This is a genomic window from Brevundimonas sp. Root1423, assembly GCF_001426805.1.
The window spans coordinates 57754-71418 of the sequence record NZ_LMFL01000002.1; the positions used below are offsets into that span (position 1 = coordinate 57754).

The window sequence follows — 13665 nt, forward strand, 5'->3', positions numbered from 1 at the left end:
GGTCGGTCGGCGACATAAAAGGGCAAGCGTCGTCAAATGGAAAGCCGGAAATACGCCCTACAGACGAAACGCGCAGGCGCCCCAGGTCAGACCGCCGCCCATGGCCTCCAGCAGGACCAGATCGCCGCGCTTGATGCGGCCGTCGCGAATGGCGGCGTCGAGAGCCAGCGGGATGGAGGCGGCCGAGGTGTTGGCGTGCATGGCGACGGTCGAGATCACCTTGTTCTCATCCAGCCCCAGCCGGTCGCCCACGCCCTTGATGATGCGCTGATTGGCCTGGTGGGGCACGAACCAGTCGACGTCAGCGATCTCGATGTTCGATGCGGCGCAGGCGGCGGTGATGGCCTCGGCGATATTGACCACGGCGTGCCGGAAGACCTGGTTTCCCGCCATCCGCAGGTGCCCGACCGTCCCCGTGGTCGCCGGGCCGCCGTCGACGTACAGCAGGTCGGTCTTGGTGCCGTCGCAACGCAGGGCGAAGCCGAGCAGACCCTGGTCCTCCTTGGTCCCCTGCCCCTCGCGCGGCTCGACGACGACCGCGCCGGCGCCGTCGCCGAACAGCACGCAGGTCGAGCGGTCGGTCCAGTCCATCAGCCGGGTCATTTCCTCGGCGCCGATCACCAGGGCGCATTTCGCCAGGCCCCGGGCGACGAAGCCGTCCGCCACGCTCAGAGCGTAGACGAAGCCTGAACACACGGCCTGGACGTCGAAGGCGATGCAGGTCGGGGCGCCGATCTTGCGCTGCACGATCGAGGCGACCGACGGGAAGGTCATGTCGGGGGTGGTCGTGGCGACGATGATCAGGTCGATCTCCGCAGCCGTCCGGCCGGCGTCGATCAGAGCTCTCTTCGCCGCCTCGACCGCGAGGTCGCTGGTCGGCTGGTCGTCGCGGGCCTTGTGTCGCTGACGAATGCCTGTCCGCTCCTGAATCCATTCATCGGAAGTATCGACGATCTTCGCCAGGTCCGCGTTGGTCACGACCTGTTCCGGCAGGAATGAGCCGACGCCGGTCACGGCGCTGCGAATGACGCTCACTGGGGAGTCTCCATGGCCGGTTCCGCGGGCTCGGACGGCTGTTCCATGACGGCGGTCAGCCGGTTGAAGCTCGCGCTGACCTTGGTCAGATAGTCGCTGCGGCCCAGTTCGACCGCCACCCGGATAGCGGCGCCGAAGCCGCCCGCCGTCGCCCCGCCGTGGCTTTTCACGACAATCCCGTTGAGGCCCAGCAGAGGCCCGCCGTTGTTGGCGTTGGGGTCGATCTTCCGGCTCATACGCTTCAACGCCGGCATCGCCAGCAGCGCGCCGGCCTTTGACGTCAGGCTTGAGCTCAGTGCTTCCTTCATCAGCCCCGCGATGAATTTGGCCACCCCTTCGGCCGTCTTCAGCGCGATATTGCCGGTGAAGCCGTCGGTCACGATCACATCCACCGTGCCCTTGGCGATGTCCGTGCCCTCGACGAAACCGAAATAGTCCAGTCCGAAGCCGCCCTCACGCAGCAGACGCGCCGCCTCGCGCACCTCCTCGTGGCCCTTCATGTCCTCGGAGCCGACATTCAGGATGCCGATGGTCGGCTTCGTGATCCTGTGGACGGCGGTCATGAAGGCCTCGCCCATGATGGCGAACTCGACCAGCTGGGCCGCGTCGCTCTCGACATTGGCGCCGACGTCGAGCACGGCCGTGACGCCTCGCGGCGTCGGCCAGCCGGCCACGATGGCCGGCCTCTCCAGGCCGGGCGCCGACATCCTGAGCAGCAGCTTGGAAATGGCCATCAGGGCGCCGGTGTTGCCGGCCGATACGACGGCGCCCGCCTCGCCCAGCTTCACCGCCTCGATGGCGTTCCACAGGCTGGAGCCCTTGCCGCGGCGCATGGCCTGGGCGGGCTTTTCGTCCATGGCCACGACCTTGTCGGTGTGGCGGACGACGCAGACGTCTTCCGTCAGCGCGCATCGGGCCATCTCGGCCCGGATCGCCGTCTCGTCGCCATGCAGCAGAAAACGCACGCCCTCGCCGCCGTGGCGTTTGCGGTAGTCGCGGACGCCGCCGACCACGACCGATGGACCGTGGTCCCCGCCCATGGCGTCGAGCGAAATCAGGATCGGGGATGACAAGCCGTTTCGACTCCGTCGCGCCGTGCGTTCGGCGCTTGTCAGTAAGGCGACGATAGCGCCGCCCCGGGGGGATGCAACCGCGCCGCCGCTGCGTCAACCTTCGTCGGAGGGCCGGAGTTGCTTCAGCACGGCGAAGGGCGAAATTTCGGCGGGTTCCGGGGGCTGGACGAACTCGGCGCCGGGCTTGCGGGGGAACGGATCCAGCCGCAGGGCCAGTTGCTCGACCGCATACTGGCCCAGGTCGATCTGGCCGTCCTCGATGAGATCCGACGATTCGTCGTCCAGGGTGATGACGATCTCGTCGGAATCCTCGTCGACCGCCTCGGCCAGGGTCAGGGAGAACGGCGCGTCCACCTCGAGAGGCAGCGGCTCAAGGGTGATGCCGCAGGTCTGGGCCAGGCTGGCGCGCACCCGGCCGGACAGCCGCCAGCCGGCGTCGACGCGGGCCAGATCAATCTCGGCCGTAAACGAGTCGAGCGACGCCAGGTCCAGCGCCTTGGCGATCCTCGCCCGGGCCGCCGCGTCGGGCTCCAGCGTGCGTTTCACGCCGCCCGGCACCTGATGCAGGCGGACCGGTTCGCTATAGGGAAGGCTCGGAACGCTCATTGATCAATCTCCGCCCAGTCAGGACCCGCCGCCACCGCATCGAAATCCTGCGCCGCCAGACGGGCCCGGCTGGCCAGGGCATAGGCGGCCAGCGCGGCGCCGACCGCGGGATCGTCGCTCTCGTAGACATTACGCGCCAGACCGGCGGACAGGGCGGCGGCGTCGCCGTCGCGCAACGGTCCCTCGTATGCGGTCATCCGGCCGTACAGGGCCTCGCCCAGCTTGCGCATTTTCTTGCCCACCGAGATGTCTCCGACGCCCAGCTCCCGCAGGGCGTGGTCCAGGGCCGAGACATAGGTGTCGAACAGGGCCTGCCCGGCCTCCGCCCCCCGCTCGCCCTCATCGCGCAGACGCATGACCAGCAGCAGCACATGCAGGGTGTAGAGCTCGAATCGCGCATCGATCCGGTCAGCGACGCCCAGCGTGGTGTAGAAGCCGGGCCGGCGGGCCTGGCGCACCGCCAGTTCATACAGTGGCTGGCCGAGACGCTCTCGGGGACGGGTTCGGAACAGATTCTGAAGCATGATCATGCGGCCCCTTTTCCGCCGCGCCGTTGAACTAAGGCTCGGGTCCGGTTAGGTCAAAGACCTTGTTGAAGTCGCGCCGCGCCGGCATGATCATGCGGCCCCTTTTCCGCCGCGCCGTTGAACTAAGGCTCGGGTCCGGTTAGGTCAAAGACCTTGTTGAAGTCGCAGGCGCCGCAAATGSTCCGTTCSAAGCTCSTTATCGCTGCTCTGTCCGTCGCGGCTCTCACGGCCGCGTGCGCCCCCGTGGTGGGTCAGAACGGCTTCCAGGCGATCGACGCCCGGCCCACCGACATCGTCGCCGGCACGGACACCAAGCAGACCGTGCTGACCAAGCTGGGCACGCCCTCGACGACCTCGACCTTCGAGCGCGACAGCATCTGGTACTACATCAGCCAGGTCACCGAGAAATACACCTATAACCGCCCCCACGTGACCCAGCGTTCGGTGACGGAGATCACCTTCAACGACGCCGGTCAGGTGTCGGCGGTCAACAACCTCGGGCTTGAGGACGGCCAGGTCGTGGCCATGAACGGTCGCGAGACGCCGACCCGCGGCCGCCAACTGACGATCCTCGAGCAGCTGCTCGGCAACGTCGGCCGCGGCCAGCTGCCCCGCACCGACGAAGACACGCCGGGCCAGCAGCGCCGCGAATAGGGCCAAGGCCGACGACATAAAAAGAAGGCCCCGGAGAGCGATCTCCGGGGCCTCTTTCGTTTCAGGACAGACGGCCTCTCCGGCGAACCGGAGAGGCCGATCAGGTTCAGACGATCTTGCCGCTCGCCAGCACCGCCAGCAGAAGCAGGGCGACGATGTTGGTGATCTTGATCATCGGGTTCACCGCCGGKCCGGAGGTGTCCTTGTAGGGATCGCCGACGGTGTCGCCGGTCACCGCGGCCTTGTGAGCCTCGGAGCCCTTGCCGTGGACGACGCCGTTCTTGTCGGTGAATCCCTCCTCGATCACCTTCTTGGCGTTGTCCCACGCGCCGCCGCCCGAGGTCATCGAGATGGCCACGAACAGGCCGGTCACGATCACGCCCATCAGCATGGCGCCCAGGGCCGCGAACGCATCCGCCTTGTCCGACAGGAACAGGATGGCCACGAACAGSACGATCGGCGACAGCACCGGCAGCAGCGACGGCACGATCATCTCGCGGATCGCCGCCTTGGTCAGGATGTCGACCGCMCGGCCGTACTCGGGCTTGACCTCATAGGTCATGATSCCCGGGTTCTCCCGGGTTCTCGCGGAACTGGCGGCGGACYTCTTCCACSACMGAYTCAGCGGCCCGRCCGACCGCCATCATCGACATGCCGCCGAACAGGAAGGGCAGCAGCCCSCCGAACAGCAGGCCGACGACGACGTASGGGTTGGTCAGGTCGAAGGCGACCTCGCGCATGTTGGCGAAGAACGGATAGACGTCAGGGTTGGCCGAGAAATACTGCAGGTCCGACGTATAGGCCGCGAACAGCACCAGGGCGCCGAGGCCGGCCGAACCGATCGCATAGCCCTTGGTGACCGCCTTGGTGGTGTTGCCGACGGCGTCCAGGGCGTCCGTCACGTGGCGCACGTCCGAGGGCAGGCCCGCCATCTCGGCGATGCCGCCGGCGTTGTCGGTGACAGGACCGAAGGCGTCCAGAGCCACGATCATCCCCGCCACGCCCAGCATGGTCGTGGTGGCGATGGCGATGCCGAACAGGCCCGCCAGCTGGTAGCTGGCGATGATGCCGACGATGATCGTCAGCGCCGGCAGGGCGGTCGATTCCAGTGAAACGGCCAGACCCTGGATCACATTGGTGCCGTGGCCCGAAACCGAGGCGTTGGCGACCGAGCGCACCGGGCGGAAGTTGGAGCCGGTGTAGTATTCCGTGATCACCACGATGGCCGCGGTGACGCCCAGACCGACAAGGCCGGACCAGAACAGGCTCATCGGCTCGATGACCAGACCGCTGGTCGTCGTGACGGGGCCCGTGACCAGTTGGGTGATGACCCACCAGACCGCGCCGACCGACAGGACGCCGGTGACGATCAGGCCCTGATACAGGGCGCCCATGATGTTCTGCTTCTTGCCCAGACGGACGAAGAAGCTGCCGATGATCGAGGTCACCACGCAGATGGCGCAGATGGCCAGCGGCAGCAGCATCATGGTTTCGACATAGGGCTGGTCGCGGAAGAAGATCGCCGCCAGCACCATGGTGGCGACCGTGGTCACCGCATAGGTCTCGAAAAGGTCGGCGGCCATGCCGGCGCAGTCGCCGACGTTGTCGCCGACGTTGTCGGCGATGGTCGCGGCGTTGCGAGGGTCATCCTCCGGGATGCCGGCCTCGACCTTGCCTACCATGTCGCCGCCCACGTCGGCGCCCTTGGTGAAGATGCCGCCGCCGAGGCGGGCGAAGATCGAGATCAGCGAGGCGCCGAAGCCCAGGGCGACCAGTCCGTCGATGACCTCGCGGCTGGTGCTCTCGAAGCCCGCGCCGGCGGTCAGGAAGGCGTAGTAGCCGGCCACGCCCAGAAGCGCGCCGCCCGCCACGAACATGCCGGTGATGGCGCCCGACCGGAAGGCCAGGTCCAGACCCTTGGCGAGGCTTTCCGAGGCCGCCCATGCCGGCCAGAAGCGCGCCGCCCGCCACGAACATGCCGGTGATGGCGCCCGACCGGAAGGCCAGGTCCAGACCCTTGGCGAGGCTTTCCGAGGCCGCCTGTGCGGTGCGGACGTTGGCCCGGACCGAGATCAGCATGCCGGCGAAACCGGCCAGGCCCGAAAGCACCGCGCCGATGACGAAGCCGATGGCCGCATAGGGCCCGATCAGCAGCCAGGCCGCGATCAGGATCACGACTCCGACCATGGCGATGGTGGTGTATTGGCGGCGCAGATAGGCCGAGGCCCCTTCCTGGATCGCCGCGGCGATCTCGCGCATCTTGTCGTTGCCGGTGCTGGCCTTCATCAACGCGGCGGTCTGGATCAGCCCGTAGAGGACTCCCAGCGCGCCTGCGGCGATGACCAGCCACAGATAGTTACTCATGGCGTTTCCAAACCCTGTGTGTTCAGGCGCCCGGTTCCTTGGCGCGGCGGGCGTTATTCGCCTCTGTCCGCCTTCCGGTCCCCCCGTGCGCACCGGACGCATGTTGCGTCCTTGGGGAATTGCGGCGGAAACGTGCCAAATGCCGGGGGCCGACGCAACAGCGTTGGTGAACGAAGTTCAGCCGGCGGTTACGCCCGTCCGGCGGCGGGGCGCCTGGCTCACGATCTCGACCCGGGTGACCGAGCCGCGTCCGGCTATCGTAGCGGCCGATCGCATCAGGCTGGCTGACAGGGCGGCGGTGTCGATGACCCGCCAGTCGTCGGGCACGGTGAAGGGCGTCCGGTGCCCCGCGCGCACCAAGGCGTCGCGCAGGAAAGCCTCTTTCGGTCGCATCGATTCGGGCGTGGCGGACCCTCCCAGATGCAGGCGCAGCGAGACGAAGACATAGTTTCGCAGCCGCCCCCCCGCGATGATCGGCAAGCCCACGCCCGGCATGCTGATGCTGGCGCCTCCCGCCGCTGGTCGCTCGCCGGCGAGGGCGTCGCTCCCCGCGGAGAGAACCGGCAGGGCGGCGGAAGCTGCAATGAGATCGCGACGGCGCATCCCCGCATGTTGACCGCCACGCCTTGAGATTTCGTTGTCAGTCGTGAGTGAAGCCTGGCCGGTCGAACGCCACGGGCTGGCCGCCGAAGCGGGCGACGACGCCCTCCCCCGCCGTCACGCGGCCGATCCGGGTCAGGCGCAGATGCCGACGCTCGGCCTCCCGACGCAGCGCGGCCTCTTCCCGCGGCGTGGCGGTGAAGGCGATTTCGTAGTCATCGCCGCCGGTCACCAGCTTTTCCAGCGCCGCCTGCGCATCGACCCGGCCGTCGAACCAGGCCTGACCGGCCGCGGACAGGGGCACGTTCTCCAGATCGATCTCAAGGCGCACCCCGCCGGCCTCGGCCAGATGCCCGAGGTCGGCGATCAGGCCGTCGGAAATATCGATGGACGCGCTGGCCATGTCCCGGACCGGACCGGCGAAGTCGACGCGCGGCGTCGGCGTCCGGTAATGATCCGACAAGGCGGCCATCCGCTCGGGATCCAGCGACAGCTTGCCCTGCACCGCCTCCAGCCCGAGCCACCCGTCTCCAACCGTGCCCGTCACGAACACGAGGTCCCCCGGCCGGGCGCCGGCGCGGCCCACGGCACGCCCCTTCGGAACCCAGCCCAGCATGGTCATGGAGAAGCCGGCCGGGCCGGGCGTCGCCACCGTGTCCCCGCCCAGCAGGGCGACACCGAACGCCTTCTGATCGACGCGCAGGCCTTCGGCGAAGGTCGTCCGCTCCGGCCAGCCGCAGCGCTCGGACCAGTGGCAGGCCAGCAGATAGCCGAACGGCTCGGCCCCCTTGGCCGCCAGGTCGGACAGGTTCACCCGCATCAGCTTGCGGGCGACGGTGTCCAGCGGGTCCGTTGACAGGAAATGGACGCCTTCGACGATCGCATCCTTGGTCAGGACCAGGTCGTGGCCGGCGCGAGACGGGACGACCGCCACATCGTCGAGGAGGCCGCGGCCCCAGACCGGATGGGCCAGGGGCGCGAACAGGCGGCGGATGGTTTCGAACTCGCCGGCGACGTCGACCGCGGGCATGGCGGGGTCAGCCCCTGGGCCGGGCGTCTCGGGCGACGCCGTCCAGCGCCGCATTGACGAACTTCGCCTCGGCGTCGTCGAAGAAGGCCTTGGCCAGCTCGACATATTCGTCGATGACGATCTCGCGCGGCACGTCCTGCCGCTCGCGCAGCTCCCACGCCCCGGCCCGCAGTAGGGCCCGCAGGGTGGAATCGAGCCGTTCCATCCGCCAGTTGGAGGCCAGCCGCGCCTTGACCGCGTCGTCAATGTCGCGCTGGCCGCTGACCACGCCTCGCACGATCTCGGCGAAATAGTCCTCGTCAGCCTCGGCCAGCGCCTCGCCGTCGATGTCGGCGTCGAAGCGATGGTTGGAGAATTCGGAGATCACGGTTTCGACCCCCTCGCCGGCCAGCTCCATCTGATAGAGGGCCTGCACGGCGGCGAGGCGCGCGACGGTGCGCGCGCGGCGCTGGCGGCTGGTCAGCTGCGGCTCTGCGCGCTGCTTCTCGGCCTCGGCGAGCTGGGCGAGGACGGACTGGAGGCTGGCGGGTTCGGTCACGCGCCCAGTCCTACGCGCAGCCGCTTGCGCAAGGCAATGAGGTCCAGACAGGCGCGCGCCGCGCCGCCGCCCTTGTCGCCCTCGCTGACGCGGGCCCGGGCCCAGGCCTGATCCTCGTCCTCGGTGGTCAGAATGCCATTGCCGATGACCACGCCGTTCAGGCCCAGATTGCGGATCCCGGCCGCCGACTGATCCGAGACGATCTCGAAATGATAGGTCTCGCCGCGGATCACGCAGCCCAGGGCGACATAGCCGTCATAGCGGCTGGGCGAGGACGGCTTGGATGCTGGCGGGTTCGGTCACGCGCCCAGTCTGGATGCTGGCGGGTTCGGTCACGCGCCCAGTCCTACGCGCAGCCGCTTGCGCAAGGCAATGAGCTCCAGACAGGCGCGCGCCGCGCCGCCGCCCTTGTCGCCCTCGCTGATGCGGGCCCGGGCCCAGGCCTGGTCCTCGTCCTCGGTCGTCAGGATGCCGTTGCCGATGACCACGCCGTTGAGGCCGAGGTTGCGGATTCCGGCCGCCGACTGGTCCGATACGATCTCGAAATGATAGGTCTCGCCGCGGATCACGCAGCCGAGGGCGACGAAGCCGTCATAGCGGGGAGCGGTCGGATAGCGGCCGGCCTCGACGGCCAGGGCGATCGCCGTCGGCACTTCCAGCGCGCCCGGAACCGAGACGATGTCGAACTCCACGTCCCGCGCGCGCAGGGCGTCCTTCGCCCCTTCCAGCAGGGCGTCGGCGAGGTCGTCATAGAAGCGCGCCTCGACAATGAGGACGCGGATGGGCTCGCTTACGATTGGTCTTCTCCGTCCATGTCACGCCAGCCGACGATGCGCAGGCCGTAGCCTTCCAGCGCAGCCGGATTGGGGCGGGTCGAACTCATCACGATCATGTCGCGGACGCCCAGATCCAGCAGGATCTGCGCCCCGACGCCGTAGTTGCGGATCGACCGGTCGACGGCGGTCGGCTTCTCGACCCCGGCCAGCCGCTCCGCCAGGCCGTGCAGTTCCGGATCGCGCAGAAACACCGTGACGCCGGCGCCCGGATGGTCGCTGATCCCCTTCAGGGCGCGGGGCACATAATTCTGGCGCGCCTCGACATGGCCCAGCAGGTCGGCGGCGAAATCGACCTGGTGCATTCTCACCAGGGTGGGCTTGCCGGGTTCAATCTTGCCCTTGACCAGGGCGACGTGTTCGACGCCCTCGATGGCGTTGCGGTACAGCATCAGCCGGAACGGGCCGCCGTGGACGCTGTCGAACGGCGTGTCCATGACCCGCTCGACCATCCGCTCGGTGCGGCGGCGATAGGCGATCAGGTCGGCGATGGTGCCGATCTTGAGCCCGTGCAGCTGGGCGAAGGCGACCAGATCGGGCATCCGCGCCATCGACCCGTCGTCATTCATGATCTCGCAGATCACCCCGGCCGGCGTCAGCCCGGCCATGCGGCTGATGTCGACCGCCGCCTCGGTGTGGCCGGTGCGGACCAGCACCCCGCCGTCGCGGGCGACCAGCGGGAAGACGTGGCCGGGCGAGACGATGTCGTCGGCGCCCCGGGTCGGGTCGGCCGCCACCTGAACGGTCCGGGCGCGGTCGGCGGCCGAGATGCCGGTGGTCACGCCCTCGCGCGCCTCGATCGAGACGGTGAAGGCCGTGCCCATGCTCTCGCGATTCTCGGCCGCCATCGGGGGCAGGCGCAGCTGGCGGGCGCGGTCGGCGGTGATGGCGAGGCAGATCAGACCACGGGCGTGGCGGGCCATGAAATTGATCTGGTCCGGCGTGGCGAACTGGGCCGGAATGATGATGTCGCCCTCGTTCTCGCGATCCTCGGCGTCGACGAGGATGTAGGGCTTGCCGTTGCGGGCGTCCTCGAGGATGTCCTCGATGGGGCTGATCGGGCTGTCGTTCATGTTCGCGGCCAATTGCATCACGCCGTCTCCTGCCACCGCGCGAGGTATCGCGCCAGCATGTCGATCTCGAGATTGACCGCGTCGCCGGGTTTCAGGGCGCCCAAAGTCGTGGCCTCCCAGGTGTGGGGAATGATGTTCAGGCCGAAGGTCCGGCCTTCGACGGCGTTGACCGTCAGCGACACCCCGTCGACCGTGATCGAGCCCTTGGCGGCGATATAGCGGTGCAGCGGCGCCGGGGCCTCGATGTCGATCCGGTGCGAACCGCCTTCGGGCGTGACCGAGACGACCCGGCCGAGGCCGTCGATATGACCCGAGACGACATGGCCGCCCATCTCGTCGCCCAGTCTGGCCGCCCGCTCGAGATTGACGCGATGGCCCTCGGTCCAGTCGCCGAGGTTGGTTTTCGAGAGGGTTTCGCCCGAGACCTCGACGGCGAACCAGCCGGGGCCCTTTTCGGTCACTGTCAGGCAGCAGCCGGCATGGCTGACGGATGCGCCCAGATCGATGCCCGACGTGTCCCACGCGGTCTCGATCTCATACCGCCGGTCGCGCTCGGTCTGCCTGACCGAACGGACGCGGCCGATGTCCGTGACAATCCCGGTGAACATTCAAACTCTCTCGTAGCGTTCCCACAGGTCGTCACCGCAAGGCTCCACCGCAAGGCGCCGGAAAGTGGGGGCGTCCGCCAGCTTCGAAAGGGCGAGGGCCGCCACGCAGGGCCGGCCCTCGGCGCCCAGCAGGATCGGCGCCCGGAACCACTCCAGACGATCGACCAGGCCGGCGCGCAGGAAGCTGGCCGCCACCTGCCCGCCCCCCTCGATCAGGACGGACGAAACGCCCCGTCGCGTCAGCGCCGACAGGCTCGCGGCCACCGACGGGCGGCCGTGGTCGGCCTCGACACGTTCGACGACCGCGGTCCCCACCGGCGCAGGCTCGGCGACGGTCAGGATCAGGCTGTCGCCATGGGCGATCTTCGAGGTGGGCGGCGTGCGGAGCCGGCTGTCGAGCACCACGCGGAGGGGCTGATCGACGGGGCGCCCGGGCAGACGCGCCGTCAGTTCAGGGTCGTCGGCCAGCACGGTCTCGACGCCCACCAGAATGGCGTCATGAGCGGCGCGCAGGCGGTGGCCTTCCAGCCTCGCGGCCTCGCCGGTGATCCACCGGCTTTCACCCGTGGCGGTCGCGATCCGACCGTCGAGGGACGTCGCCAGTTTCAGGGTGACGCGCATCCTTTGACCCGGGGGGCGCATCAGCTTTCGTCCAGACCCTCATCGCCCAGGAACCGGGCGAAATCGCCGGTGTGGCGGAAGTCCTTGTAGACCGAGGCGTAGCGGACGTAGGCGACCTCATCGACCGACTTCAGCGCCTTCATGATGAAGTCGCCGACCGTCGATGACGGGATTTCCGTCTCGCCGAGGCTTTCCAGCTGGCGGGTGATGCGGCTGACCAGCTGTTCGACCTGCTCGGGCTGCACCGGGCGCTTGCGCAGGGCCACGTTCAGCGACCGCTCCAGCTTGTCACGGTCAAAGGGCGTGCGGCGGCCGTTGCGCTTGAGGATCATCAGTTCGCGCAGCTGCACCCGTTCGAAGGTGGTGAACCGCCCGCTGCACGACGGACAGGACCGGCGGCGACGGATGGCGGCGCCGTCATCCGACGGGCGGCTGTCCTTCACCTGGGTGTCCTGATGTCCGCAGAAAGGGCACTTCATCAGCGCTTATCCGTAAATCGGGAAGCGACGCGTGAGCTCACGCACCTCGCCCGCCACGCGTTGCGACACGCCGGCGTCCGCTTCGTCCGTGCCCTTCATCGAATCGATGACGTCGGCGATCCAGTGGCCGACCTGCTGGAACTCGCCGACGCCGAAGCCGCGCGTCGTCCCGGCCGGGGTGCCGAGACGGACGCCCGAGGTCACGGTGAACGGTGCCGTGTCGAACGGCACCCCGTTCTTGTTGCAGGTCATCAGGGCGTGCTCGAGCGCCGCCTCGGTGGCCTTTCCGGTGACGCCCTTGGGCCGCAGGTCGACCAGCATCAGATGGCTGTCGGTGCCGCCCGAGACGATGGCCGCGCCGCGCTCGACCAGCACCGCGGCCAGCGCCTGCGCATTGGTCACCACCTGCTGCGCATACAGTTTGAACTCGGGCTTCAGCGCCTCGCCGAAGGCCACGGCCTTGGCCGCGATGACATGCTCCAGCGGTCCGCCCTGCAGCCCGGGGAAGACGGCCGAGTTGATCTTCTTGCCCAGCTCGATGTCGTTCGACAGCACCATGCCGCCGCGCGGGCCACGCAGGGTCTTGTGCGTCGTGGTGGTGACGACGTGGGCGTGCGGCAGCGGGTCGGGATAGACGCCGCCGGCGATCAGGCCCGCATAGTGGGCCATGTCGACCATCAGCCAGGCCCCGACGCTGTCGGCGATCTCGCGGAACCGCTTGAAGTCGATGTGCCGGCTGTAGGCGCTGGCCCCGGCCAGGATCAGCTTCGGCTTCTCCTTCTCGGCCATCTCGGCGACGTGGTCATAGTCGATCAGGCAGTCGCTCTCGCGCACCTTGTAGGTCACCGGCCGGAACCATTTGCCGGACTGGTTGGCGGGCGAGCCGTGGGTCAGGTGGCCCCCGGCCGCCAGATCCATGCCGAGGAAGGTGTCGCCGGGCGTCAGCAGGGCCTGGAACACCGCCTGGTTGGCCTGGGCCCCCGAGTGCGGCTGGACGTTGGCGAAGGCGCAGCCGAACAGCGCCTTGGCGCGCTCGCGGGCGAGGTTCTCAGTGACGTCGACATATTCGCAGCCGCCGTAGTAGCGGCGGCCGGGATAGCCCTCGGCGTATTTGTTGGTCAGCACCGAGCCCTGCGCCTCCAGCACCGCCTTCGAGACGATGTTCTCGGAGGCGATCAGCTCGATCTGCTCCTTCTGGCGGCCCAGTTCGCCCTCGATGCCGCCGAAGATGTCGGGATCGGCCTCGGCAAGGCTCTTCGAGAAATAGTCGGCGTGGGTGAAGGCGGTCACTGGAATCCCCGAAGCTCTGGCGCGGCGACCCATTTAGGCCTGACGCCGGTTCACCACAACATCTTGTGGTCAGCGGGCGGCCAGCGCCCGTTTCAGCTTGCCGAGGGCGATCCGTTCCAGCCCTGCCCGCTGGGCGACCGGTCCAACCGCGGAGGCCTCCACGCCGGTCGCGACATGGATGGCCGAGCATTTCAGATAGGACCCGTTGCGGGTCAGTTCGACGATGACCTCGCCGAGGCTGTCCTCAGGCGACGGCAGGCAGACGCGCCACGTTGCAGTGGGTCCAGAGGCGGTCCATCGCCTTGACGAGGTCGTCCATCATGGCGTCGGAGTG

Annotated in this window: 14 protein-coding genes and 2 pseudogenes; 1 reads left to right on the top strand and 15 read right to left on the bottom strand. The window is 68.4% G+C overall.

All coding sequences use genetic code 11. The annotated features are described in order from the left end of the window. Nucleotides 1–57: 57 nt before the first annotated feature. From ASD25_RS02730 to ASD25_RS02745, 4 genes are all read right to left on the bottom strand, one after another. The gene (locus tag ASD25_RS02730; protein ID WP_055828976.1) at nucleotides 58–1035 is read right to left on the bottom strand and encodes a beta-ketoacyl-ACP synthase III; all 978 of its coding nucleotides are present in this window, start codon (nucleotides 1033–1035) and stop codon (nucleotides 58–60) included. After that, a complete protein-coding gene (gene plsX / locus ASD25_RS02735; protein ID WP_156376927.1) occupies nucleotides 1032–2108 on the bottom strand; it encodes a phosphate acyltransferase PlsX in 1077 nt (358 codons plus the stop codon). The genes ASD25_RS02730 and plsX overlap by 4 nt, the downstream gene beginning before the upstream one ends. A 93-nt stretch (nucleotides 2109–2201) precedes the next feature. Next, nucleotides 2202–2714 (bottom strand): DUF177 domain-containing protein, encoded by a 513-nt coding sequence (locus tag ASD25_RS02740; protein WP_055828978.1) that lies wholly within the window; start codon nucleotides 2712–2714, stop codon nucleotides 2202–2204. Beyond that, nucleotides 2711–3244, bottom strand: coding sequence for a ubiquinol-cytochrome C chaperone family protein (locus ASD25_RS02745; protein WP_235561718.1), 534 nt, complete (start codon nucleotides 3242–3244; stop codon nucleotides 2711–2713). The genes ASD25_RS02740 and ASD25_RS02745 overlap by 4 nt, the downstream gene beginning before the upstream one ends. A 174-nt stretch (nucleotides 3245–3418) precedes the next feature. On the opposite strand from ASD25_RS02745, the gene ASD25_RS02750 reads away from it, so the two are divergent. Next, nucleotides 3419–3895, top strand: a complete 477-nt coding sequence (locus ASD25_RS02750) for an outer membrane protein assembly factor BamE (RefSeq protein WP_056614949.1) — start codon at nucleotides 3419–3421, stop codon at nucleotides 3893–3895. A gap of 106 nt (nucleotides 3896–4001) precedes the next feature. Here the strand turns inward: ASD25_RS02750 and ASD25_RS02755 are convergent. The 11 genes and pseudogenes from ASD25_RS02755 to glyA form a co-directional block, all read right to left on the bottom strand. Further along, nucleotides 4002–6259, bottom strand: a pseudogene (locus tag ASD25_RS02755) (sodium-translocating pyrophosphatase). Between the two features lie 177 nt (nucleotides 6260–6436). Then, nucleotides 6437–6862, bottom strand: coding sequence for a hypothetical protein (locus tag ASD25_RS02760; protein ID WP_055828986.1), 426 nt, complete (start codon nucleotides 6860–6862; stop codon nucleotides 6437–6439). A gap of 37 nt (nucleotides 6863–6899) precedes the next feature. Continuing rightward, entirely contained in the window at nucleotides 6900–7889 is a 990-nt protein-coding gene (gene thiL, locus ASD25_RS02765) for a thiamine-phosphate kinase (protein WP_055828989.1), read from the bottom strand. 7 nt (nucleotides 7890–7896) lie between these two features. After that, a complete protein-coding gene (gene nusB, locus ASD25_RS02770; protein ID WP_055828992.1) occupies nucleotides 7897–8427 on the bottom strand; it encodes a transcription antitermination factor NusB in 531 nt (176 codons plus the stop codon). Next, a pseudogene (locus ASD25_RS02775) lies at nucleotides 8424–8705 on the bottom strand (6,7-dimethyl-8-ribityllumazine synthase); the annotation flags it as partial. The pseudogene ASD25_RS02775 and the gene nusB, both read right to left, overlap by 4 nt. Before the next feature lie 54 nt (nucleotides 8706–8759). After that, nucleotides 8760–9224: a 6,7-dimethyl-8-ribityllumazine synthase gene (gene ribH / locus ASD25_RS02780; RefSeq protein ID WP_055828996.1), complete on the bottom strand. Its 465-nt coding sequence runs from the start codon at nucleotides 9222–9224 to the stop codon at nucleotides 8760–8762. Then, on the bottom strand, nucleotides 9218–10351 hold the full coding sequence (gene ribB / locus ASD25_RS02785; protein WP_200943517.1) for a 3,4-dihydroxy-2-butanone-4-phosphate synthase: 1134 nt from the start codon (nucleotides 10349–10351) through the stop codon (nucleotides 9218–9220). The genes ribH and ribB overlap by 7 nt, the downstream gene beginning before the upstream one ends. Continuing rightward, a complete protein-coding gene (locus ASD25_RS02790; RefSeq protein WP_055829002.1) occupies nucleotides 10351–10941 on the bottom strand; it encodes a riboflavin synthase in 591 nt (196 codons plus the stop codon). The genes ribB and ASD25_RS02790 overlap by 1 nt, the downstream gene beginning before the upstream one ends. Next, the gene (locus tag ASD25_RS02795) at nucleotides 10942–11562 is read right to left on the bottom strand and encodes a RibD family protein (protein WP_055829004.1); all 621 of its coding nucleotides are present in this window, start codon (nucleotides 11560–11562) and stop codon (nucleotides 10942–10944) included. A gap of 20 nt (nucleotides 11563–11582) precedes the next feature. Next, on the bottom strand, nucleotides 11583–12041 hold the full coding sequence (gene nrdR / locus ASD25_RS02800) for a transcriptional regulator NrdR (protein ID WP_055829008.1): 459 nt from the start codon (nucleotides 12039–12041) through the stop codon (nucleotides 11583–11585). Between the two features lie 6 nt (nucleotides 12042–12047). Then, nucleotides 12048–13364 carry a serine hydroxymethyltransferase gene (glyA, locus tag ASD25_RS02805; protein ID WP_156376928.1) on the bottom strand — a complete coding sequence of 439 codons (1317 nt, stop codon included), beginning with the start codon at nucleotides 13362–13364 and terminating at the stop codon, nucleotides 12048–12050. Between the last annotated feature and the right edge of the window lie 301 nt (nucleotides 13365–13665).